The 23611-nt window shown below is 52.1% G+C and carries 23 protein-coding genes; 7 read left to right on the top strand and 16 right to left on the bottom strand.

From position 1 onward, the window contains the following. Window positions 1-25 precede the first annotated feature (25 nt). Window positions 26-1393 carry a guanine/hypoxanthine transporter GhxQ gene (ghxQ, locus tag KXD89_RS04165; protein WP_000012163.1) on the top strand — a complete coding sequence of 456 codons (1368 nt, stop codon included), beginning with the start codon at window positions 26-28 and terminating at the stop codon, window positions 1391-1393. 35 nt (window positions 1394-1428) lie between these two features. Here ghxQ and KXD89_RS04160 read toward each other — a convergent pair whose 3' ends face one another. Both KXD89_RS04160 and ygfT read right to left on the bottom strand, forming a co-directional pair. Beyond that, on the bottom strand, window positions 1429-1917 hold the full coding sequence (locus KXD89_RS04160; RefSeq protein ID WP_000838428.1) for a 4Fe-4S dicluster domain-containing protein: 489 nt from the start codon (window positions 1915-1917) through the stop codon (window positions 1429-1431). Continuing rightward, window positions 1917-3836 carry a formate-dependent uric acid utilization protein YgfT gene (gene ygfT, locus KXD89_RS04155; RefSeq protein ID WP_001350545.1) on the bottom strand — a complete coding sequence of 640 codons (1920 nt, stop codon included), beginning with the start codon at window positions 3834-3836 and terminating at the stop codon, window positions 1917-1919. The genes KXD89_RS04160 and ygfT overlap by 1 nt, the downstream gene beginning before the upstream one ends. 435 nt (window positions 3837-4271) lie before the next feature. Between ygfT and uacT the strand changes: the two genes are divergently transcribed. Then, window positions 4272-5720, top strand: coding sequence for a urate/proton symporter UacT (gene uacT, locus KXD89_RS04150; RefSeq protein ID WP_001295374.1), 1449 nt, complete (start codon window positions 4272-4274; stop codon window positions 5718-5720). A 1-nt stretch (window position 5721) separates the two neighbouring features. Continuing rightward, window positions 5722-5847, top strand: coding sequence for a protein YqfG (gene yqfG / locus KXD89_RS04145; protein ID WP_001010156.1), 126 nt, complete (start codon window positions 5722-5724; stop codon window positions 5845-5847). Here the strand turns inward: yqfG and KXD89_RS04140 are convergent. Beyond that, the gene (locus tag KXD89_RS04140) at window positions 5844-5915 is read right to left on the bottom strand and encodes a protein YqfH (RefSeq protein ID WP_120795390.1); all 72 of its coding nucleotides are present in this window, start codon (window positions 5913-5915) and stop codon (window positions 5844-5846) included. The two genes, yqfG and KXD89_RS04140, sit on opposite strands and share 4 nt — an antisense overlap. A gap of 54 nt (window positions 5916-5969) precedes the next feature. Here KXD89_RS04140 and idi point away from each other — a divergent pair, with 54 nt between their 5' ends. Continuing rightward, window positions 5970-6518, top strand: coding sequence for an isopentenyl-diphosphate Delta-isomerase (idi, locus tag KXD89_RS04135; RefSeq protein WP_001192820.1), 549 nt, complete (start codon window positions 5970-5972; stop codon window positions 6516-6518). Window positions 6519-6561: 43 nt separating this feature from the next. Here the strand turns inward: idi and lysS are convergent, their stop codons facing one another. From lysS to xerD, 5 genes are all read right to left on the bottom strand, one after another. Beyond that, window positions 6562-8079: a lysine--tRNA ligase gene (gene lysS / locus KXD89_RS04130; RefSeq protein WP_000003071.1), complete on the bottom strand. Its 1518-nt coding sequence runs from the start codon at window positions 8077-8079 to the stop codon at window positions 6562-6564. Window positions 8080-8088: 9 nt separating this feature from the next. Then, window positions 8089-9187, bottom strand: a protein-coding gene (prfB, locus tag KXD89_RS04125) for a peptide chain release factor 2 (protein ID WP_010723217.1) whose coding sequence is annotated in 2 segments (ribosomal slippage) — window positions 8089-9111 and window positions 9113-9187 — 1098 coding nt in all. Because the reading frame shifts where the segments join, the coding sequence is not laid out codon by codon here. Window positions 9188-9277: 90 nt separating this feature from the next. Then, a complete protein-coding gene (gene recJ / locus KXD89_RS04120) occupies window positions 9278-11011 on the bottom strand; it encodes a single-stranded-DNA-specific exonuclease RecJ (protein WP_000813200.1) in 1734 nt (577 codons plus the stop codon). 5 nt (window positions 11012-11016) lie between these two features. After that, window positions 11017-11727 (bottom strand): bifunctional protein-disulfide isomerase/oxidoreductase DsbC, encoded by a 711-nt coding sequence (gene dsbC / locus KXD89_RS04115; RefSeq protein ID WP_000715214.1) that lies wholly within the window; start codon window positions 11725-11727, stop codon window positions 11017-11019. 24 nt (window positions 11728-11751) lie between these two features. Next, window positions 11752-12648, bottom strand: coding sequence for a site-specific tyrosine recombinase XerD (gene xerD / locus KXD89_RS04110; RefSeq protein WP_000806638.1), 897 nt, complete (start codon window positions 12646-12648; stop codon window positions 11752-11754). Window positions 12649-12759: 111 nt separating this feature from the next. On the opposite strand from xerD, the gene fldB reads away from it, so the two are divergent. Beyond that, a complete protein-coding gene (fldB, locus tag KXD89_RS04105; protein WP_001055874.1) occupies window positions 12760-13281 on the top strand; it encodes a flavodoxin FldB in 522 nt (173 codons plus the stop codon). A gap of 39 nt (window positions 13282-13320) precedes the next feature. Here the strand turns inward: fldB and KXD89_RS04100 are convergent, their stop codons facing one another. Beyond that, window positions 13321-13728 carry a protein YgfX gene (locus tag KXD89_RS04100; RefSeq protein ID WP_000244777.1) on the bottom strand — a complete coding sequence of 136 codons (408 nt, stop codon included), beginning with the start codon at window positions 13726-13728 and terminating at the stop codon, window positions 13321-13323. After that, the gene (gene sdhE / locus KXD89_RS04095; RefSeq protein WP_000354046.1) at window positions 13709-13975 is read right to left on the bottom strand and encodes an FAD assembly factor SdhE; all 267 of its coding nucleotides are present in this window, start codon (window positions 13973-13975) and stop codon (window positions 13709-13711) included. The genes KXD89_RS04100 and sdhE overlap by 20 nt, the downstream gene beginning before the upstream one ends. Before the next feature lie 242 nt (window positions 13976-14217). Between sdhE and ygfZ the strand changes: the two genes are divergently transcribed. Further along, complete coding sequence (gene ygfZ / locus KXD89_RS04090; protein ID WP_000886062.1) at window positions 14218-15198, top strand: tRNA-modifying protein YgfZ; 981 nt, start codon at window positions 14218-14220, stop codon at window positions 15196-15198. 195 nt (window positions 15199-15393) lie between these two features. Here ygfZ and KXD89_RS04085 read toward each other — a convergent pair whose 3' ends face one another. Then, a complete protein-coding gene (locus tag KXD89_RS04085; protein ID WP_072647361.1) occupies window positions 15394-16053 on the bottom strand; it encodes a hemolysin III family protein in 660 nt (219 codons plus the stop codon). 163 nt (window positions 16054-16216) lie between these two features. After that, window positions 16217-16528, bottom strand: a complete 312-nt coding sequence (gene yqfB / locus KXD89_RS04080; RefSeq protein ID WP_001182957.1) for a N(4)-acetylcytidine aminohydrolase — start codon at window positions 16526-16528, stop codon at window positions 16217-16219. A gap of 44 nt (window positions 16529-16572) precedes the next feature. Here yqfB and bglA point away from each other — a divergent pair, with 44 nt between their 5' ends. After that, window positions 16573-18006 (top strand): 6-phospho-beta-glucosidase BglA, encoded by a 1434-nt coding sequence (bglA, locus tag KXD89_RS04075; RefSeq protein ID WP_001336277.1) that lies wholly within the window; start codon window positions 16573-16575, stop codon window positions 18004-18006. Between the two features lie 56 nt (window positions 18007-18062). Here the strand turns inward: bglA and KXD89_RS04070 are convergent, their stop codons facing one another. The 4 genes from KXD89_RS04070 to gcvT form a co-directional block, all read right to left on the bottom strand. Further along, a complete protein-coding gene (locus KXD89_RS04070) occupies window positions 18063-18806 on the bottom strand; it encodes an SDR family oxidoreductase (protein WP_000951964.1) in 744 nt (247 codons plus the stop codon). 266 nt (window positions 18807-19072) lie between these two features. Beyond that, a complete protein-coding gene (gcvP, locus tag KXD89_RS04065; protein ID WP_000195062.1) occupies window positions 19073-21946 on the bottom strand; it encodes an aminomethyl-transferring glycine dehydrogenase in 2874 nt (957 codons plus the stop codon). Between the two features lie 118 nt (window positions 21947-22064). Beyond that, entirely contained in the window at window positions 22065-22454 is a 390-nt protein-coding gene (gene gcvH, locus KXD89_RS04060) for a glycine cleavage system protein GcvH (RefSeq protein ID WP_001295377.1), read from the bottom strand. Between the two features lie 23 nt (window positions 22455-22477). Beyond that, the gene (gene gcvT, locus KXD89_RS04055) at window positions 22478-23572 is read right to left on the bottom strand and encodes a glycine cleavage system aminomethyltransferase GcvT (protein ID WP_000068701.1); all 1095 of its coding nucleotides are present in this window, start codon (window positions 23570-23572) and stop codon (window positions 22478-22480) included. Between the last annotated feature and the right edge of the window lie 39 nt (window positions 23573-23611).

Below are 23611 nucleotides of genomic sequence, written 5' to 3'. Positions count from 1 at the left end.
TTAACATCCTCGTGAGGACATCATTATGTCTGGAGACATCCTACAAACACCGGACGCACCAAAGCCACAGGGCGCGCTGGATAATTATTTTAAAATTACCGCTCGTGGCAGTACCGTTCGTCAGGAAGTACTGGCTGGCTTAACGACCTTTCTGGCCATGGTTTATTCCGTTATCGTCGTTCCGGGAATGCTGGGCAAAGCAGGTTTTCCTCCCGCAGCTGTGTTTGTTGCCACCTGTCTGGTCGCGGGCTTCGGCTCGTTGCTGATGGGATTATGGGCTAATTTGCCAATGGCGATTGGTTGCGCGATTTCCTTGACGGCGTTTACCGCATTCAGTCTGGTACTCGGGCAACAAATTAGCGTTCCTGTCGCACTGGGCGCGGTATTTCTGATGGGCGTCATCTTCACCGCCATTTCCGTAACCGGTGTGCGTACCTGGATCTTACGTAATTTGCCGATGGGTATCGCTCACGGTACAGGTATCGGTATCGGGCTGTTTCTGCTGCTGATTGCTGCTAACGGTGTGGGTATGGTTATCAAAAACCCGATTGAAGGCTTGCCAGTGGCGCTCGGTGCGTTTACCTCCTTCCCGGTGATGATGAGCTTGCTGGGGCTGGCGGTCATCTTCGGCCTGGAGAAGTGTCGCGTACCCGGCGGGATCTTGTTGGTGATTATTGCAATTTCGATCATCGGCTTAATCTTTGACCCAGCGGTGAAATACCACGGTCTGGTGGCGATGCCAAGCCTGACTGGCGAAGATGGTAAGTCTCTGATTTTCAGCCTCGATATTATGGGTGCACTCCAGCCAACTGTACTTCCGAGTGTACTGGCATTGGTGATGACCGCAGTGTTCGACGCTACTGGCACCATCCGTGCCGTCGCCGGTCAGGCGAATTTGTTGGATAAAGACAACCAGATCATCAACGGCGGCAAAGCCCTGACCAGTGACTCAGTAAGTTCAATATTCTCCGGCCTGGTGGGCGCAGCGCCCGCAGCGGTTTATATCGAATCAGCGGCAGGAACCGCCGCCGGGGGTAAAACAGGTTTAACCGCAACCGTAGTGGGGGCGTTATTCCTGTTAATTCTGTTTTTATCACCGCTGTCATTTTTGATCCCTGGTTACGCCACTGCACCCGCTCTGATGTACGTAGGTTTGCTGATGTTAAGTAACGTCTCGAAGCTGGATTTCAATGATTTTATTGACGCTATGGCTGGCCTGGTGTGTGCCGTGTTCATCGTTCTGACTTGTAATATCGTTACCGGTATTATGCTGGGCTTTGTGACACTGGTCGTAGGCCGCGTCTTTGCACGCGAATGGCAAAAGCTGAATATTGGTACGGTGATCATTACTGCCGCACTGGTCGCATTTTACGCGGGTGGTTGGGCAATCTAATAGATTCTCCGCGCCTTTCAGCGCGGAGATTTCTTTCAGAGAGGATTCTCACCGCTGGCAACAATACGCTGCTGGCGGACTCGCCTGAGTTCTCTTTCAGTAAGCAACTGCAGCGCCTGTGTTGGGCAAGATTCAACGCAGGCTGGCCCCTCTTCCCGCTGTTCACAGAGATCGCATTTCACAATTTGTTGTCGGGTATCCCCCGGCAACGACTGAATGGTGATCATTCCAAACGGGCACGCACTGACGCAACTCTGACAGCCAATACAACGGGCAGAATTGGTCTGCACCACCTGCTCGCCCATCGTCAGCGCCCCCACGGGGCAAGCGCCAACACAAGGGGCGTTTTCACACTGATGGCACATCACCGGCGCACTGATGCTGTCCAGTCGCTGTACCTTCAGCCGGGGTAAAAAGACATCGGCATTCAACTCCTGTTCTGAAGGGTGAGCGACCACACAGGCTACTTCACAAGTACGGCAGCCAATACAGTCAGCCGGATTAACGATAATTAACGATTTCATCACGATGCCTTCGTATCAAACAGAGTTAACATATCGCGCGCCGCCTGCCTTCCTGCGGCCATTGCAGTGACAACCAGATCCGCGCCATGAACTGCATCACCACCAGCAAAGACTTTTTTCAGATGCGTCTGGGTAGGTAAATACCCGACGTCACCGGTTTGAATCAGGCCCCATTTATCGAGTTTAATTCCGCTGCCCTGCAACCACGGCATGGCATGCGCCTGGAAACCAAAGGCCATAATCAGAACATCGGCGGGCAATTCAAACTCTGAACCCGCTACCGGACGAGGACGACGGCGACCATCCGGCCCCGGCTCACCCATGGCGGTACGAATCAGGCCCACCGCAGTTAAACGCCCATCTTCGTCACAAGCGATATATTGCGGTTGAACATTGAACTGAAACTCGACACCTTCCTCGCGCGCATTAACCACCTCTTTGCGCGAGCCCGGCATACTGACTTCATCACGACGATACGCGCAGGTCACGCTGGCGGCATTGAGGCGGATGGAAGTCCGCAAACAATCCATTGTCGTATCGCCACCGCCCAATACCACGACTCGCTTACCTTCCACGTCCGTCAGCGGATACTCTTCAGACTCCGGCAATCCCATGAGCTGGCGGGTATGGGCAGTCAGGAACGGTAGAGCCTGAATGACACCGGGCGCATCTTCATGCGGCAGATCTGCTCGCATCATCCCGTAAGTCCCCACGCCGATGAAAACTGCATCATATTCAGAAGTTAAATCGCTAAAGGTAATATCGCGGCCAATTTCACAGTTAAGATGAAAGTCGATTCCCATTGCGGTGAATATCTCTCGCCGCTGGCTTAATACCGTTTTATCGAGTTTGAAAGGAGGAATGCCAAAAGTCAGCATACCGCCAATTTCTGGATGGCGATCAAAGACATCGACCTGAACTCCTGCGCGCGCCAGAATATCAGCACACCCTAACCCTGCAGGCCCAGCGCCAATCACCGCCACTTTTTCGCTACGGGGAACAACTTTGCTGACATCGGGACGCCAGCCCATCGCCAGCGCGGTATCGGTGATGTAGCGTTCCAGATTACCGATAGAGACTGCGCCCGAGTGATCTTTCAAAGTACATGCGCCTTCACAAAGACGGTCCTGTGGACATACCCTGCCGCAAATTTCTGGTAAGGAACTGGTCTGGTGGCAAAGTTCTGCCGCTTCAATAATCTTTCCTTCCTGTACCAGACGGATGTAATCCGGAATAGCGTTATGCAGCGGGCAATGCCAGTTGCAGTTAGCTTTTTCGGCACAATAAACACAGCGGTCACTCTCATAAGTCGCTTGTTGTGGATCCAGCCCGCAATATATTTCGCCAAAGTGGGTTTTCCGTTCACTCGCTGAAATTTTATCTGCGCCTTTACGCGAGTTAACGGGGAGCAACGCTGCACTGCGAGATGGCTGAGCGTCTGATGACGCTTTTCCTGCTGCCGTTTTGCGCTGGCGGGCCACCTTTATCTGCTGCAACCCTTTATCGTCCATCAGTCGTAACGCCTGTGTTGGGCAAACTTCAATACAGGCTTGCGTGCCGGAACTGCGCTGGTTACAAAGGTCGCATTTCTGCGCAATCGTATCGACCATCTCAACGACGCCAAAGGGGCAAGCGATTGCGCATCTTTTACAACCAATACATTTTTGCTCGTCCAGTTGTACGCTATCGGACTGGAAAGTCAGAGCATTAACCGGACAAGCCGTAACGCAAGGGGCATTGTTGCAGTGATGGCAGGCCACCGGATTCGCAGCCTGGCCTTTCCCTACAACGTGGATACGCGGTCGAAAGTCACTGTGACTCAGCGGCCAGTTTTCTTGATTGTGTGCCACCGCACAGGCAATTTCACAAGCATGACAGCCTATACATTCCGCAGCTTCAGCAGCAATAAACTTATTCATTTGCATCCCTTTCATTTAATGAGTTATGTCTTCTCAAATTTCGCGATGCAATAAACGGGCATATATTAGGTAGCATGACCGTTTTAATTATAATTTTGCGACTGAGTTCAAATTATTGCCCCTCAATCTATGCCGCTTTCATTATTTCAACATTGCCGATCAAAAGAGCGCTATCCAGATAAAAACGATTAAATGCGAGAGTGCGACATGCCAGAATGATTAATGAAATATCAATATGAGAAAATTACAGATAATTCCATTGTCAGGTTCTCTTCTCATTTTCGTGGTTTAACCACGATTATGTGATTGCCTCCGCAATTCCTGTCTCTAACTCCCCTTCCTCGCAAAAACTGGCACTCCACGAGCATGTGTTTAGACAGTTTCATTAACGTAAACGGTTGCTTTTTACTCTGGCGGGCGAAAGGAGAAACACTGATGAGCGCCATAGATTCCCAACTTCCCTCATCTTCTGGGCAAGACCGCCCAACTGATGAGGTTGACCGCATATTATCACCAGGAAAGCTGATCATACTCGGTCTGCAACACGTCCTTGTCATGTACGCAGGTGCAGTCGCTGTTCCTCTTATGATTGGTGACCGACTGGGCCTCTCAAAAGAAGCTATTGCGATGCTCATTAGCTCGGATCTCTTTTGCTGCGGGATCGTCACATTATTGCAATGTATCGGTATCGGCCGCTTTATGGGGATCCGCCTGCCGGTGATTATGTCGGTGACCTTTGCTGCTGTAACACCAATGATAGCCATTGGGATGAACCCGGATATCGGCCTGCTGGGGATATTTGGTGCCACTATCGCCGCGGGTTTTATCACCACATTATTAGCGCCACTTATCGGTCGCTTGATGCCTTTATTCCCGCCACTGGTTACCGGTGTGGTTATTACTTCTATCGGGCTTAGCATCATTCAGGTGGGTATTGACTGGGCCGCCGGAGGTAAAGGGAATCCGCAATATGGTAATCCCGTTTATTTAGGTATCTCCTTTGCCGTCTTAATTTTTATCTTGCTCATTACTCGCTATGCGAAAGGATTTATGTCCAACGTCGCCGTATTACTGGGGATTGTATTTGGCTTTTTACTTTCGTGGATGATGAATGAAGTCAATTTATCCGGGCTACATGATGCTTCATGGTTTGCGATTGTTACGCCGATGTCGTTTGGTATGCCGATTTTCGATCCCGTTTCCATTCTGACCATGACTGCCGTGTTAATCATCGTGTTTATCGAGTCAATGGGGATGTTCCTGGCACTGGGTGAAATAGTCGGTCGTAAACTCTCTTCGCACGATATTATTCGCGGGCTGCGTGTCGATGGCGTAGGGACAATGATAGGCGGCACGTTTAACAGCTTCCCCCACACGTCATTTTCTCAAAACGTTGGCCTGGTTAGCGTGACGCGCGTTCATAGCCGCTGGGTGTGTATTTCTTCGGGAATTATATTAATCCTGTTTGGCATGGTGCCAAAAATGGCGGTGCTGGTAGCCTCCATTCCGCAATTTGTGCTGGGCGGCGCTGGTCTAGTGATGTTCGGCATGGTACTGGCGACAGGGATTCGAATTCTGTCGCGCTGTAACTACACCACCAACCGTTACAACCTCTATATTGTGGCGATCAGTCTCGGCGTTGGCATGACTCCGACGCTCTCTCACGATTTCTTTTCTAAGTTACCGGCCGTACTGCAACCGCTGCTACATAGCGGCATTATGCTCGCAACCCTTAGCGCCGTTGTGCTGAACGTCTTCTTTAATGGCTATCAGCATCATGCTGACCTGGTGAAGGAATCCGTCTCTGATAAAGATTTAAAAGTCAGGACAGTACGTATGTGGCTTCTGATGCGCAAGCTGAAGAAAAATGAGCATGGAGAATAATATGAATTTTTTAATGCGCGCTATATTCAGTCTGTTGTTGCTTTTTACTCTCTCTATTCCTGTCATTTCTGACTGTGTTGCAATGGCCATTGAAAGTCGCTTCAAATATATGATGCTACTTTTTTAAATGGTTTTTACCTGTCGGCATCCGCTCAAAACGGGCGGTTGTCGATAAACGCTCACTTGGTTAATCATTTCACTCTTCAATTATCTATAATGATGAGTGATCAGAATTACATGTGAGAAATTATGCAAACGGAACACGTCATTTTATTGAATGCACAGGGAGTTCCCACGGGTACGCTGGAAAAGTATGCCGCACACACGGCAGACACCCGCTTACATCTCGCGTTCTCCAGTTGGCTGTTTAATGCCAAAGGACAATTATTAGTTACCCGCCGCGCACTGAGCAAAAAAGCATGGCCTGGCGTGTGGACTAACTCGGTTTGTGGGCACCCACAACTGGGAGAAAGCAACGAAGACGCAGTGATCCGCCGTTGCCGTTATGAGCTTGGCGTGGAAATTACGCCTCCTGAATCTATCTATCCTGACTTTCGCTACCGCGCCACCGATCCGAGTGGCATTGTGGAAAATGAAGTGTGTCCGGTATTTGCCGCACGCACCACTAGTGCGTTACAGATCAATGATGATGAAGTGATGGATTATCAATGGTGTGATTTAGCAGATGTATTACACGGTATTGATGCCACGCCGTGGGCGTTCAGTCCGTGGATGGTGATGCAGGCGACAAATCGCGAAGCCAGAAAACGATTATCTGCATTTACCCAGCTTAAATAAAAAAACCCCGACATTTGCCGGGGTTGTGAGCATAACGTAATGCTTATTTTACCGGACGCATCGCCGGGAACAGAATAACGTCGCGGATGGTATGGCTGTTGGTGAACAGCATTACCATACGGTCGATACCAATTCCCAGACCTGCTGTCGGCGGTAAGCCATGTTCCAGTGCGGTGACGTAATCTTCATCGTAGAACATCGCTTCGTCGTCACCTGCGTCTTTCGCGGCAACCTGATCCAGGAAGCGTTGCGCCTGATCTTCCGCGTCATTCAGCTCGCTAAAGCCGTTACCGATTTCACGACCACCAATGAAGAACTCAAAGCGGTCTGTGATTTCCGGGTTAACGTCGTTACGACGCGCCAGCGGAGAAACTTCTGCCGGATATTCAGTAATGAAGGTCGGCTGAATCAGATGTGCTTCTGCCACTTCTTCGAAGATCTCGGTAACGATACGGCCCAGACCCCAGCTCTTCTCAACGTGGATGCCGATAGATTCAGCAATTGCTTTCGCAGAGTCGAAGTTGTCCAGATCCGCCATGTCGGTTTCCGGGCGATATTTCTTGATCGCTTCACGCATGGTCAGTTTTTCGAACGGTTTACCGAAGTCCAGCGTCACGTCGCCGTAGGTCACTTCCGTCTTACCGAGAATATCCTGTGCCAGAGTACGGAACAGCGATTCGGTCAGCTCGATCAGATCTTTGTAATCTGCGTAAGCCATGTAGAGTTCCATCATGGTGAACTCTGGGTTATGACGTACGGAAATACCTTCGTTACGGAAGTTACGGTTGATTTCGAATACACGCTCGAAGCCACCAACCACCAGACGCTTGAGGTACAGTTCCGGCGCGATACGCAGGTACATGTCGAGATCCAGCGCGTTATGGTGGGTGATAAACGGACGCGCAGCGGCACCGCCAGGGATCACCTGCATCATCGGCGTTTCAACTTCCATAAAGCCGCGGTTCACCATGAACTGGCGAATACCAGAGAGGATCTGCGAGCGCACTTTAAAGGTGTTGCGGGATTCATCGTTGGAGATGAGATCGAGATAACGCTGACGATAGCGCGCTTCCTGATCCTGCAAGCCGTGGAATTTATCCGGCAGCGGACGCAGTGCTTTGGTCAGCAGACGCAACTCGGTGCAGTGGATAGACAGTTCGCCGGTTTTGGTTTTGAACAGCTTACCTTTCGCGCCGAGGATGTCGCCGAGGTCCCATTTTTTGAACTGCTCGTTATAAACGCCTTCCGGGAGATCGTCACGGGCAACGTACAGCTGAATGCGACCGCCAACGTCCTGCAGGGTAACGAAAGACGCTTTACCCATAATACGACGGGTCATCATGCGGCCAGCAACGGCGACTTCGATGTTCAGCGCTTCCAGTTCTTCGTTCTCTTTGCCGTCGAATTCTGCGTGCAATTGGTCAGAGGTATGATCGCGACGGAAATCGTTCGGGAAGGCAATCCCCTGCTCGCGCAGGTTCGCCAGCTTCTCACGACGCGTTTTCAGTTCATTGTTAAGATCGACTACCGCGTCAGCGCCCTGTGCGTGTTGTTCAGACATGTTGGTTCCTCATAACCCTGCTTTCAAACTTGCTTCGATAAATTGATCCAGGCTGCCGTCCAGCACGGCCTGCGTGTTGCGGGTTTCTACCCCGGTGCGCAGATCTTTAATGCGGGAGTCATCAAGGACATAAGAACGAATCTGGCTGCCCCAGCCGATGTCGGATTTGTTATCTTCCATCGCCTGTTTCTCGGCATTTTTCTTCTGCATCTCCAGTTCATAAAGCTTCGCTTTCATCTGCTTCATGGCCTGATCTTTGTTCTTGTGCTGGGAACGGTCGTTCTGGCACTGGGTCACGATCCCGGTCGGGATGTGGGTAATACGCACCGCAGATTCGGTACGGTTAACGTGCTGACCGCCCGCGCCGGACGTGCGATAAACGTCAATGCGCAGATCCGCCGGGTTGATTTCGATATCAATATCATCATCAACTTCCGGATAAACAAACGCGGAGCTGAACGACGTGTGGCGACGACCGCCGGAGTCAAACGGGCTTTTACGCACCAGGCGGTGAACGCCGGTTTCTGTACGCAGCCAGCCGTAAGCGTAATCGCCGGAGATTTTGATCGTCACGGATTTAATACCCGCCACTTCACCTTCCGACTCTTCGATGATTTCAGTTTTGAAACCACGCGATTCTGCCCAGCGCAGATACATACGCTCAAGCATGCTCGCCCAGTCCTGTGCTTCCGTACCGCCAGACCCCGCCTGAATATCGAGGTAGCAGTCGGCGCTGTCATATTCGCCAGAGAACATACGGCGGAACTCAAGCTGCGCCAGTTTTTCTTCCAGGGCGTCGAGTTCAGCAACGGCTTCGTTAAAGGTTTCTTCGTCGTCAGCTTCTACAGCCAGTTCCAGCAGACCAGAAACATCTTCCAGCCCCTGTTTCATTTGGTCGAGGGTGTCGACAACGGCTTCGAGGGAGGAACGCTCTTTACCCAGCGCCTGTGCGCGTTCGGGTTCGTTCCAGACATCCGGCTGTTCCAGCTCGGCGTTTACTTCTTCCAGACGCTCTTTCTTGGCGTCGTAGTCAAAGATACCCCCTAAGAACGTCGGAGCGTTCCGTGAGGTCCTGAATGCGATTATTTACCGGATTAATTTCAAACATGGTCTGATTTCTTTTATTGAGCTAGTCAAAATGCGGTGATAAGAGCGGGATTGTACCCAATCCACGCTCTTTTTTATAGAGAAGATGACGCTAAATTGGCCAGATATTGTCGATGATAATTTGCAGGCTGCGGTTGCCGCGAAACTCGTTGATATCGAGCTTATAAGCCAGTTGCACTTCGCGCACGCCGTTATCCGGCCAGAGGGCGGTATCGACATTAAAAGCAATACCATCCAGCAGTGGACCGCCGCCGACCGGTTCGACCATCACCTTCAAATGACGTTCGCCCACCAGCCGCTGTTGCAGCAGACGGAAATGACCGTCAAACAGCGGCTCCGGGAACATCTGCCCCCACGGGCCAGCATCGCGCAGCAGCTGCGCCACTTCCATGGTCATTTCGGCCGGGCTTAACGGACCGTCTGATACCACTTCGCCTTGCAATAGCGAAGGGTCCAGCCACTCAGTAACCAGTTCGCCAAACCGTTGTTGAAAGAGTTTGAATTTATCCTCTTCCAGCGACAAACCCGCCGCCATCGCATGACCGCCAAACTTCAGCATCATGCCAGGGTAGAGTGTGTCTAATCGCTCCAGCGCATCACGCATATGCAGCCCCTGAATGGAGCGACCGGAACCTTTCAGCGTACCGTCACCTGCTGGCGCAAACGCGATAACCGGACGGTGAAAACGCTCTTTGATGCGCGAAGCCAGAATACCGACAACGCCCTGATGCCATTCGGGGTGATACATTGCCAGCCCGCCGGGTAGCGTGTCACGGCTGCGCTCCAGTTTCTCGCACAGGGTCAGGGCTTCAATTTGCATTCCTTGTTCGATCTCTTTTCGCGTCTGGTTTAGCGCATCGAGTTCATTTGCCAGCACGCGCGCTTCGCCGATGTTGTCGCACAACAACAGCGCCACACCGACGGACATATCGTCCAGTCGTCCGGCAGCATTGAGACGTGGCCCCAGCGCAAAACCTAAATCGCTGGCGGCGAGTTTTTGTGCATCACGGTTTGCCACTTCAAGCAGCGCTTTAATCCCCGGACGGCACTTTCCGGCTCGGATGCGACTCATCCCCTGCCAGGTCAGAATGCGATTATTAGCGTCCAGCGGCACGACGTCCGCCACTGTCCCCAGCGCGACCAGATCCAGCAGTTCTGCCAGGTTAGGAATTGCGATGTTACGCTCATCAAACCAGCCCTGATCGCGCAAAAAGGTGCGCAGCGCCAGCATCAGATAAAACGCCACACCCACGCCTGCCAGTGATTTCGACGGGAAATTACAGTCGCGCAAGTTAGGGTTAATGATCGCTTCCGCTGCGGGTAATGTGTCGCCTGGCAAATGGTGATCGGTAACAATAACCGGGATGCCCAACGAGCGAGCGTGCTCAACCCCCGCATGGGAGGAAATACCGTTATCCACCGTGACAATTAACTGCGCGCCACGGGCATGGGCCTGATCGACCACTTCCGGGCTTAAGCCGTAACCGTCTTCGAAACGGTTTGGTACCAGGTAGTCGATATTGCTGCAACCAAGCGAGCGCATCGCCAGCACGCTTAGAGCCGTGCTGGTCGCGCCGTCGGCGTCGAAATCACCGACCACAATAATCCGCGTTCCTTCGCGAAAAGCGTTGTAAAGGATCTCAACGGCCTTTTCGACGCCGCTCAGTTGCTGCCAGGGCAGCATACCTTTAACACTGCGTTCCAGTTCTTGCGCACTGCGTACTCCCCGGCTGGCGTATAAACGGCGCAGCAAGGGAGGCAATTCAGCGGGCAAGTCTGCCGTTTCATCGACTTCACGGCGACGAAGTTGTATCTGTTGTTTCACGCGAATTATTTACCGCTGGTCATTTTTTGGTGTTCGTCGAGGAATTCTTTCATCTCTTTCGGCGGCTGGTAACCCGGAACAAGTGTGCCATTGCTCAGCACAACTGCCGGAGTACCGCTAACGCCAAGCTGGACGCCAAGTGCGTAATGGTCGGCAATATCCACGTCGCAACTGGCTGGTGCGACGCTTTTACCTGCCATCACATCATCAAACGCTTTGTTTTTATCTTTCGCACACCAGATAGCTTTCATTTCTTTCTCTGCATCGCTGTCCAGCCCCTGGCGCGGGAAAGCAAGATAACGCACGGTGATCCCCAGCGCGTTGTAGTCTGCCATTTGCTCATGCAGTTTGTGGCAGTAACCACAGGTAATATCAGTAAACACGGTGATGACGTGTTTTTCCTGCGGCGCTTTATAAACGATCATCTCTTTTTCAAGCGCATTCAACTGCTTTAACAGCATCTTATTGGTGACATTGACCGGAGCCGTGCCACTAACGTCATACATTGGCCCCTGAATGATATGTTTACCATCATCGGTGATGTACAACACGCCGCTGTTAGTCAGAACTGTCTTCATGCCAGCTACAGGCGCGGGCTGAATATCGCTGCTTTTGATGCCCATTTTGGCTAACGTTTGTTGAATTGCCGCGTCATCAGCCTGAGCAAAGCCTGAAAACGCCGCTAACAAAGTAAACAACATAAAACCTTTCTTCATAAATCTTCCCGTTCTTTTCAGACATCACGCCCGCGGGTGATGCTGTTGATGAAGTTGCCGCAGACGCTCGGTAGCGACATGCGTATAAATTTGCGTGGTGGAGAGATCGCTGTGGCCCAGTAGCATCTGCACCACGCGTAAATCCGCACCATGATTTAATAAATGAGTGGCAAAAGCGTGACGCAACACATGCGGTGACAGCTTTTCGCTGTCGATACCCGCCAGCACAGCATAATGTTTAATACGGTGCCAGAAGGTCTGTCGCGTCATCTGCTGCGCACGCTGGCTGGGAAACAACACGTCAATTGACACACCATTCAGCAGCCACGGACGCCCATGTTCCAGATAGGTTTCCAGCCAGTAAACCGCCTCTTCACCTAACGGCACCAGACGCTCTTTGTTGCCTTTACCAATGACCCGTACCACGCCCTGACGCAGGCTGATATCACTCATTGTCAGTCCGACCAGTTCAGAGACACGCAGCCCGGTAGCATACAACACTTCAAGCATGGCTTTATCGCGTAGCTCCAGTGGCTGATCGATTAATGGTGCCTGTAATAAACGTTCGACCTGCGCTTCGCTTAAATCTTTTGGCAAACGCTGGGGCAATTTCGGTGAAGCGAGATGCGCACTGGGATCGTCTTCACGAAACTTTTCGCGATAAAGATACTGGAACAATCGGCGCACTGCACTCAGCAAACGCGCTGAGCTGGTGGCTTTATACCCGCCCTCCAGCCGTTCTGCCAGTAATGCCTGCAAATCGTCACTTTGCGCCGTCGCCAGCGTCAACCCGCGGTGATGCAACCACTCCACCATCATTGACAGATCGCGACGGTAAGCGTTCAACGTATTTTCAGCCAGATTTTTTTCCAGCCACAGAGCATCAAGAAACTGCTCGATGCGTGCCAGATCCTGTTTCACTTGCGCCCCTTATGGTCACTCATTTGATCCATTATGCCTTATTGTGCCGTGACTAAAGCGATTCTGATACACTAGCCGCAAAAGCCACAGCAGAATCGAGAAGCTTACGTTATGAATATGGGTCTTTTTTACGGTTCCAGCACCTGTTACACCGAAATGGCGGCAGAAAAAATCCGCGATATTATCGGCCCAGAACTGGTGACCTTACATAACCTCAAGGACGACTCCCCGAAATTAATGGAGCAGTACGATGTGCTCATTCTGGGTATCCCGACCTGGGATTTTGGTGAAATCCAGGAAGACTGGGAAGCCGTCTGGGATCAGCTCGACGACCTGAACCTTGAAGGTAAAATTGTTGCGCTGTATGGGCTTGGCGATCAACTGGGATACGGCGAGTGGTTCCTCGATGCGCTCGGTATGCTGCATGACAAACTCTCGACCAAAGGCGTGAAGTTCGTCGGCTACTGGCCAACGGAAGGATATGAATTTACCAGCCCGAAACCGGTGATTGCTGACGGGCAACTGTTCGTGGGTCTGGCGCTGGATGAAACTAACCAGTATGACCTTAGCGACGAGCGTATTCAGAGCTGGTGCGAGCAAATCCTCAACGAAATGGCAGAGCATTACGCCTGATCTCACTGACGGCTTAGCGCATATGCTTTGCCGTCATCTTTATCTTTGCGTCTCTTGTTGCAACAAAATCCGCCGTAAATCCCGCCATTCAGCTTCGTCCATGCTGTCGGCTGCCAGCCATAAATGTTGCCGTTTACCGCCATCAGAACGTAAACGCAGCATCATGCCGCTCTTAATCATCCACGGTGCTTTGACGATGCTCCACTCCTGCCCTTGCCAACGCAAACGCCCGTCCATCAACAAGCGAATTTCCCCCTGGCGAGCATTAATACGCCGCTGGCTGCGAACGCAATCAAACACCACCAGCGAAAGTAACACCATCCATAACGGGGTGTAACTGAGTGGCCAGGGCATGAGTAAAATAACAGCGGCAACCAGCCCATGAATCAGCAAGGAAAGCCACTGTGCGCGCCAGGAGACGCGCAAATCAGATTGCCACAGGACCACGTTCCCGGTTCCGTGTCTGGATGAGTCGGACCATCATTTCCAGTTCTGCATCGGCCGGTTTACCGTGATTCATCAGCCAGTTAAACAGGTCCGGATCGTCACATTCCAGCAGACGAATAAAGATGCGTTTTTCGTCATCGCTTAAGCTGTCGTACTCATGTTCGAAAAACGGCATGATTGAAATATCGAGTTCGCGCATACCACGGCGGCATGCCCAATGAATGCGGGCTTTGTTGTTAATGTCCATCTTCTTCCTGTCTCACGAAAATCCAGTACCCGGCTATTGTAACGTGTTTTTCGCCTTCTTTTACGGGAATATCAGTAAACACCATCGCGATCGCGAAATTAATTCACAACAATTCAATGGCTTCATTTTTTTGGAAGTCGCCTCGCAGAAGGCACAGATCGCGTAGTGAAAGCACTTGCATTGCCTCATAGCTCTTTTACCATTAGTCATTAATACGCCGTTAAGCAACTCAGGACTCTATTATGGCTTTTACACCTTTTCCTCCCCGTCAGCCTACGGCTTCTGCCCGTTTACCGCTGACGCTGATGACGCTTGATGACTGGGCGCTTGCCACCATTACTGGCGCGGACAGCGAAAAATATATGCAGGGTCAGGTGACAGCAGATGTCAGCCAGATGGCAGAAGATCAGCACCTGCTCGCCGCCCATTGCGACGCCAAAGGTAAAATGTGGAGCAATTTACGTCTGTTCCGCGACGGCGATGGCTTTGCATGGATTGAACGGCGCAGCGTGCGTGAACCGCAGCTGACTGAACTGAAAAAATATGCGGTATTCTCTAAAGTGACCATCGCGCCAGACGACGAGCGTGTGCTGCTTGGTGTTGCCGGTTTTCAGGCGCGCGCCGCGCTGGCAAATCTCTTTAGCGAACTGCCTTCGAAAGAAAAACAGGTAGTCAAAGAAGGCGCGACCACTTTGCTATGGTTTGAACACCCGGCAGAACGTTTCCTGATCGTAACCGATGAAGCTACTGCTAATATGCTGACCGATAAACTGCGCGGTGAAGCGGAACTGAACAATAGCCAACAGTGGCTGGCATTAAACATTGAAGCGGGTTTCCCGGTGATTGATGCCGCCAACAGCGGGCAGTTTATCCCACAGGCGACCAATCTCCAGGCGCTGGGCGGTATCAGCTTTAAGAAAGGCTGTTATACCGGACAAGAGATGGTGGCGCGAGCAAAATTCCGTGGTGCCAATAAACGTGCGCTCTGGTTGCTGGCAGGTAGCGCCAGCCGACTGCCGGAAGCTGGTGAAGACTTAGAGCTGAAAATGGGCGAGAACTGGCGTCGTACCGGTACGGTACTGGCTGCGGTAAAACTGGAAGATGGTCAGGTCGTGGTACAGGTCGTCATGAATAACGATATGGAACCGGATAGCATCTTCCGCGTACGCGACGATGCGAATACATTGCATATCGAGCCGCTGCCGTATTCGCTCGAAGAGTAAATCTCTTTATCGCATCAGGCATTTATCGCCTGATGCGACGCTGGCGCGTCTTATCATGTCTGGGATTTGATGCCTTTATCACAACAGGGACGAGGCCCGTAGATCGGATAAGGCGTTCACGCCGAATCCGGCAGTTGTGCTCCGATGCCTGATGCGACGCTGGCGCGTCTTATCAGGCCTACAAAGGCATACCCATTACGCCTGCCCAATATACAAATAGATCGCCAGAAAGTGGCACACACTACCGCCGAGCACGAAGCCGTGCCAGATGGCATGGTTGTATGGAATGCGTTTGCAGACGTAGAAAATCACCCCGAGCGAATAAACCACGCCGCCTACCGCCAGTAAGGTAACGCTGCCCGCCGCGAGCTTAACTGCCATTTCATAAATTACCACCAGCGACAGCCAGCCCATCGCCAGATAGATCACCAGAGATAAAATTTTGAATCGGTGCGCGATGGTCAGTTTAAACAGAATACCCAGCAATGCCAGGCTCCAGATAACAATCATCAACCCGCGCGCTAACGGAGAATCCAGCCCCACCAGCAAAAACGGCGTGTAGGTTCCGGCAATCAACAGGTAAATAGCGCAATGGTCAAATTTCTTCAGCCACATTTTTGCCCGTTGATGAGGAATGGCGTGATAGAGCGTCGAAGCGAGGAACAGCAGGATCATACTGCCGCCATAGAGGCTGTAGCTGGTTATCGCTGTGGCGCTGGCATTAAGATCCACCGCCTGAACCAGTAGCAACACCAGCCCAACGATACCAAACACCAACCCAATGCCGTGACTGACGCTGTTGGCTATTTCCTCTGCCAGTGAATATCCCTGCTTAATGAGGGGCTTCTGAACCATAACTTACTCCGGAGAAACGTACACGCACATGTATACCTCTCCAGCGTAACTGAGAATAGTTCCAGTGAACACCTGTTAGCTAAAATAAATTCTGATTTGAGACTAATCTCCTAAAAATCATGAAATTAAATGCGAAATTTCAACTAACAGGCGTGAGTTCAATTTAAAGACATTTAAATTCAATCACATAAAATTGTGTCTGACCGGGATAGATGTCAGCAATGACTTTTTTCAGTTCAGTCAGGGTCATATTTTCCTGCTCTGCATGTTTTTCAGTCAGCGTATCCAGCGTTACGGTTGAGGTTGCGGTGACTTCAATCGTGCAAAAATAACCGTCATCTTCAAAACGTCCGACACGAAGCACATCACCCGTTTTGAAGTGCGATTCAGACTCGTCGCGGATGGTGATGGTTTTACGCCCAGCCAGAATGTCATCCTGGAAACGTTGAAAAAAAGTGATGTCGTTTGGCTGCATGGTACTATTTCCTGTAAGAATTGACTCATCTGGAGCCTATGATAGTGAAAAAACTCACCTTACCGAAAGATTTCTTATGGGGCGGCGCAGTTGCCGCTCATCAGGTCGAAGGCGGCTGGAACAAAGGCGGAAAAGGGCCGAGCATTTGTGACGTTCTGACCGGTGGCGCACACGGCGTGCCGCGCGAAATCACCAAAGAAGTCTTGCCAGGAAAATACTATCCAAACCATGAAGCCGTTGATTTTTATGGTCACTATAAGGAAGACATCAAGCTATTTGCCGAAATGGGCTTCAAATGTTTTCGTACATCCATTGCCTGGACGCGCATTTTTCCAAAAGGCGATGAAGCTCAGCCAAACGAAGAAGGGCTGAAGTTCTACGATGATATGTTCGATGAACTGCTGAAATACAACATCGAACCGGTGATCACCCTCTCCCACTTTGAAATGCCGCTGCATCTGGTGCAGCAATACGGTAGCTGGACCAACCGTAAAGTGGTTGATTTCTTTGTACGTTTCGCGGAAGTGGTATTTGAACGCTATAAGCACAAAGTCAAATACTGGATGACCTTCAACGAAATTAACAACCAGCGTAACTGGCGTGCACCGCTGTTCGGTTACTGCTGCTCCGGCGTGGTGTATACCGAGCATGAAAACCCGGAAGAGACGATGTATCAGGTGCTGCATCACCAGTTTGTCGCCAGCGCCCTGGCGGTGAAAGCTGCGCGTCGCATTAACCCGGAGATGAAAGTCGGCTGTATGCTGGCGATGGTGCCGCTCTATCCTTACTCCTGTAACCCGGACGATGTGATGTTCGCTCAGGAGTCGATGCGCGAACGCTACGTCTTTACCGATGTGCAGCTACGCGGCTATTACCCGTCCTATGTGTTGAACGAGTGGGAGCGTCGCGGATTTAACATCAAAATGGAAGACGGCGATCTGGATGTGCTGCGTGAAGGCACCTGCGATTATCTTGGTTTCAGCTATTACATGACCAATGCAGTGAAGGCCGAAGGCGGCACCGGCGATGCGATCTCTGGTTTTGAAGGCAGCGTACCAAACCCGTATGTTAAAGCATCTGACTGGGGCTGGCAGATTGATCCAGTAGGTCTGCGCTATGCACTTTGCGAACTGTATGAGCGTTATCAGAGGCCGCTGTTTATTGTCGAAAACGGTTTTGGCGCTTACGACAAAGTGGAAGAAGATGGCAGCATCAACGACGACTACCGCATTGACTACCTGCGCGCCCATATCGAAGAGATGAAAAAAGCGGTGACTTACGATGGCGTGGATCTGATGGGCTACACACCGTGGGGCTGCATCGACTGCGTGTCGTTCACCACCGGGCAGTACAGCAAACGCTACGGCTTTATCTATGTGAATAAACATGACGACGGTACTGGCGATATGTCGCGTTCACGTAAGAAGAGCTTTAACTGGTACAAAGAGGTGATTGCCAGCAACGGCGAGAAGCTTTAAGTCGATGAAGTACCGGATGCAATACTTGTTGCATCCGGTCAGACAACTTCCCTGTTTTATTTCCCGCCCGCCAAATCGATAAAACTTCCCGTGACGTAAGAGGCTTTATCACTTAGTAGCCAGACAATGGCCTGCGCGACCTCTTCTGCCTGTCCACCACGCTGCATGGGGATGTTCGACTTAACGCGATCGACGCGTCCAGGCTCGCCGCCGCTGGCGTGCATTTCGGTATAAATAAACCCTGGCCGCACGCAGTTAACGCGGATCCCCTGCGCGGCGACTTCCAGCGATAGTCCGGTGGTTAACGTATCAATCGCCCCTTTCGATGCCGCGTAATCAACATATTCCCCTGGCGAACCCAACCGTGAGGCCACCGAAGAGACATTGACGATAGCGCCGCCACTGCCACCATTTTTAAGCGCCATGCGTTTTACCGCCTCGCGGCAGCAGAGAAAATATCCCGTCACGTTGGTGGAAAGTACTCGGTTGATTCGCTCTGCGGTAAGGTTTTCAACGGTGCACTGGGTAAACAAGATCCCGGCGTTATTGACCAGCGCTGCTAGCGGTTCATCGTGCTGATCGATTGCTGTAAACATCGCAACGACCTGGTTTTCGTCGCTGATATCCGCCTGGAGCACGAATGCTTTGCCACCGGCTTGCGTTATTAAGTTCATCACTTCCTGCGCCGCGTGGAGGTTTTGCTGATAATTAACCGCCACCGTATACCCTTCTTGCGCCAACAGTAATGCAGTTGCCCGCCCGATGCCGCGACTGCCACCAGTCACAAGTGCTATAGCCATTTGTTTTTCCGAGAAAAATTAATTCGTTGACGTATCTTTGAGATTGCTAACAAACTGGCTCAATCTTCAATGTTGGCACGCTTTTCCCCCTCGCCCTTTCAGGGAGAGGGCCGGGGTGAGGGTAAATATTCGCGCCAGTGCCGGCCTGTTCCCCTCACCCTAACCCTCTCCCCAAAGGGGCGAGGGGACTGTCTGAGCACTTTTGTACTTTGTCATCTGACTAAAAAGGCGCCGAAGCGCCTTTAGAAAATAGTCGAATCAGTGAATTACTGGTATTCGCTAATCGGTACGCAGGAGCAGAACAGGTTACGGTCGCCGTAAACATCATCCAGACGTTTCACTGTCGGCCAGTATTTGTCTGCCACACCTGCCGGGAATACCGCAACTTCACGGCTGTACGGATGCGCCCACTCGGCGACCAGTTCGCTCTGAATGTGCGGCGCGTTCACCAGCGGGTTATCTTCCAGCGGCCAGACACCGGCTTTCACCTGGTCAATTTCTGCGCGGATAGCCAGCATCGCGTCGATAAAGCGATCCAGTTCCACTTTGCTTTCAGATTCAGTCGGTTCAACCATCAGCGTACCCGCCACCGGGAACGACATCGTCGGCGCGTGGAAACCGTAGTCGATCAGGCGCTTGGCAATATCCAGCTCGCTGATGCCGGTTTCTTCTTTCAGCGGGCGAATATCGAGAATACATTCGTGCGCCACGCGACCGTCGCGACCGGTATACAGCACCGGGAAGGCATCCTGCAGGCGGCTGGCAATATAGTTGGCGTTGAGGATTGCCACCTGGCTTGCTTTTTTCAGCCCTTCTGCGCCCATCATGCGGATGTACATCCAGCTGATTGGCAGGATAGAGGCGCTACCGAACGGTGCCGCAGAAACCGCGCCCTGACGGGTTAACATGCCTTCGATTTGCACCACGCTATGACCCGGTACAAACGGTGCCAAATGCGCTTTCACGCCGATCGGTCCCATACCCGGACCACCACCGCCGTGCGGAATGCAGAAAGTTTTATGTAGGTTAAGGTGTGAAACGTCCGCACCAATAAAGCCCGGCGAGGTGATGCCAACCTGGGCGTTCATGTTCGCGCCATCAAGGTAAACCTGACCGCCGAACTGATGCACGACTTCACACACTTCACGGATCGTTTCTTCATACACGCCGTGGGTAGAAGGATAAGTCACCATGATACAGGAGAGGTTATCGCCCGCCTGTTCCGCTTTCGCGCGCAGATCAGTCAGATCGATGTTGCCGTTTTTATCACACGCCACAACCACCACCTGCATTCCTGCCATATGTGCAGAAGCGGGGTTAGTTCCGTGCGCAGAAGCCGGGATCAGGCAGATATCGCGATGCCCTTCGTTGCGGCTTTCATGATAATGACGAATCGCCAGCAGGCCCGCGTATTCGCCCTGTGCGCCAGAGTTCGGCTGCATACAAACGGCGTCGTAACCGGTCAGTTTCACCAGCCAGTCAGCCAGCTGCGCAATCATCTGCTGATAACCTTCGGCCTGCTCCGGCGGGCAGAACGGGTGCAGTTCGGCAAATTCCGGCCAGGTGATTGGGATCATCTCGGCGGCGGCGTTCAGTTTCATGGTGCAGGAACCCAGCGGGATCATCGCCTGATTCAGCGCCAGATCTTTACGCTCCAGCGAGTGCATATAGCGCATCATTTCGGTTTCGCTGTGGTAGCGATTAAACACCGGATGGGTGAGGATTTCGTCGTCGCGCAGCATCGCAGGCTGGATAGAGCGGCTGTCGTGAGCCACGTCTTTGTCCAGCGTGTCGATGTCCAGGCCGTGGTTATCGCCCAGCAGCACGTTGAAAAGCTGCATTACGTTTTCACGCGTGGTTGTTTCATCAAGGGTGATCCCAACCGCGTTCAGAATATCGCTACGCAGGTTGATTTCAGCCGCTTCGGCACGCGTCAGTACGCCCGCTTTGTCGGCCACTTCCACACACAAGGTGTCGAAATAGTGCGCATGGCGCAGTTTCAGACCTTTTTGTTGCAGGCCCGCCGCCAGGATATCGGTCAGACGGTGAATGCGGTTAGCGATACGTTTCAGGCCAACCGGGCCGTGATAAACGGCATACAGGCTGGCGATGTTTGCCAGCAGTACCTGGGAAGTACAAATGTTGGAGTTCGCTTTCTCACGGCGGATATGTTGCTCGCGAGTCTGCATCGCCATGCGCAGCGCGGTATTGCCAGCTGCATCTTTCGATACACCGATAATACGGCCCGGCATTGAGCGTTTGTATTCATCTTTCGCCGCAAAGAATGCCGCGTGTGGGCCACCGTAGCCCATCGGCACGCCGAAGCGTTGCGCCGAACCAAAAACAATATCCGCGCCCTGTTTACCCGGCGCAGTTAACAGCACCAGCGCCATAATATCGGCGGCAACGCTGACCACAATTTTGCGTGATTTCAGTTCGCTAATAAGCGCAGTGTAGTCGTGAATTTCACCGGTAGTGCCTACCTGCTGTAACAGCACGCCGAAGACGTCCTGATGGTCGAGCACTTTTTGCGCGTCATCGACAATCACTTCAAAACCAAAGGTTTCGGCACGAGTACGGACCACATCCAGCGTTTGCGGATGCACATCGGAAGCCACGAAGAAGCGGTTGGCATTTTTCAGTTTGCTGACGCGTTTCGCCATCGCCATTGCTTCGGCGGCAGCGGTGGCCTCGTCCAGAAGAGAAGCAGAGGCCATATCCAGTCCAGTCAAATCCAGCGTTACCTGCTGGAAGTTGAGCAGTGCTTCAAGGCGGCCCTGGGAGACTTCAGGTTGATACGGAGTGTACGCGGTATACCAGCCCGGATTTTCCAGCATGTTACGCAGGATAACCGGCGGTAGCTGCACGGCGGTGTAACCCATGCCGATGTAAGACGTGAAGCGTTTATTGCGACTGGCAATAGCCTTGAGTTCTGCCAGTGCGGCGTATTCGGTCGCCGGTGCGCCAACCTGCGGTGGTGTCGCAAGTTGAATATCTTTCGGCACAATCTGGCCGGTCAGCGCGTTTAACGATTGTGCACCAACGGCATTCAGCATTTCTTGCTGTTGCGCGGCGTCCGGTCCGATATGGCGTTCAATAAAAGCGCCGCTGTTTTCAAGCTGGCTTAACGTCTGTGTCATGAGCGATGGTTCCTGAAACGTGCAGTGAATTGTGAACCTCTCTCCTTACGAAGAGAGTGAGGGTGAGGCATAAATTTTCCTCACCCTGATCCTCTCCCGCAGAAGAGGAATAAAGCCGTTACTCGTCTTCTAACAATGCTTCGTATGCGGTCGCATCCAGCAGTGATTCCAGTTCGCTTTCATCGCTGGCTTTGATTTTAAAGATCCAGCCGCCTGCATACGGTTCGCTGTTCACCAGTTCCGGGGAATCGCTCAGTGCGTCGTTTACCGCCACGATTTCACCGCTTACTGGCGCATAAATGTCTGACGCCGCTTTTACCGATTCGGCAACCGCGCAGTCATCGCCCGCGCTAACCGTTGCGCCCACTTCCGGCAGGTCAACAAACACCATATCGCCTAACAGCTCCTGAGCATGTTCGGTAATACCAACGGTGTAAGTGCCGTCGGCTTCTTTACGCAGCCATTCGTGTTCTTTGCTGTATTTCAGTTCTGCTGGTACGTTGCTCATCAATCAATCTCCAAAAAAGTAAATCACGCGACGGCTTTGCCGTTACGCACAAAAACAGGTTTTGTCACTTTAACCGGCATTTCACGGTTGCGAATTTGCACAATCGCCGTTTCGCCAATACCTTCCGGCACGCGCGCCAGCGCAATGCTGTAACCCAGCGTCGGGGAGAAAGTACCGCTGGTGATAATGCCTTCATGCTGGTTGCCCTGCGCATCGGTAAAGCGTACCGGCAGTTCATTACGCAGCACGCCTTTTTCGGTCATCACCAGACCAACCAGTTTTTCTGTACCATGCTCACGCTGCACTTCCAGGGCTTCACGACCGATAAAGTCACGATCTGCCGGTTCCCAGGCGATGGTCCAGCCCATGTTGGCGGCTAAAGGAGAGATGGTTTCGTCCATCTCCTGACCATAAAGATTCATGCCCGCTTCCAGACGCAGCGTGTCACGCGCGCCCAAGCCACATGGCTTAACACCCGCTTCCACCAGCGCACGCCAGAAATCGGCCGCTTTTTCATTGGGCAGCGCAATTTCATAGCCCGCTTCACCGGTATAACCAGTGGTGGCAATAAACAGATCGCCCGCCTGCACGCCAAAGAACGGTTTCATCCCTTCCACCGCCTGACGCTGGGCGTCATTAAACAGTGTGGCAGCTTTTGCCTGCGCATTCGGCCCTTGCACGGCAATCATGGAAAGGTCATCACGAACGGTAATTTCGATGCCGAAAGGTTCAGCGTGTTGGGTAATCCAGGAGAGGTCTTTTTCGCGGGTGGCGGAGTTAACAACGAGGCGGAAGAAATCTTCAGTAAAGTAGTAGACGATGAGGTCATCTATCACACCGCCAGAGGCATTCAACATCCCCGAGTAAAGGGCTTTGCCGCTTTTGGTGAGCTTCGCCACATCGTTCGCCAGCAGATAACGCAGAAACTCCCGGGTGCGGCTGCCGCGAAGATCGACGATGGTCATATGTGACACATCAAACATTCCGGCATCGGTACGTACCGCATGATGTTCGTCGATTTGCGAACCGTAATGCAGCGGCATCATCCAGCCGTGGAAATCCACCATGCGAGCGCCGCAAAGCGTGTGTTGTTCGTACAAAGGAGTCTGTTGTGCCATCTTGTCCTCATTGAATAAGCGGGGCTGACAACTTTTTCA

The organism is Escherichia sp. TC-EC600-tetX4, assembly GCF_019356055.1.
Lineage (GTDB): Bacteria > Pseudomonadota > Gammaproteobacteria > Enterobacterales > Enterobacteriaceae.
This window is presented reverse-complemented; position numbering and strand designations above follow the sequence as displayed.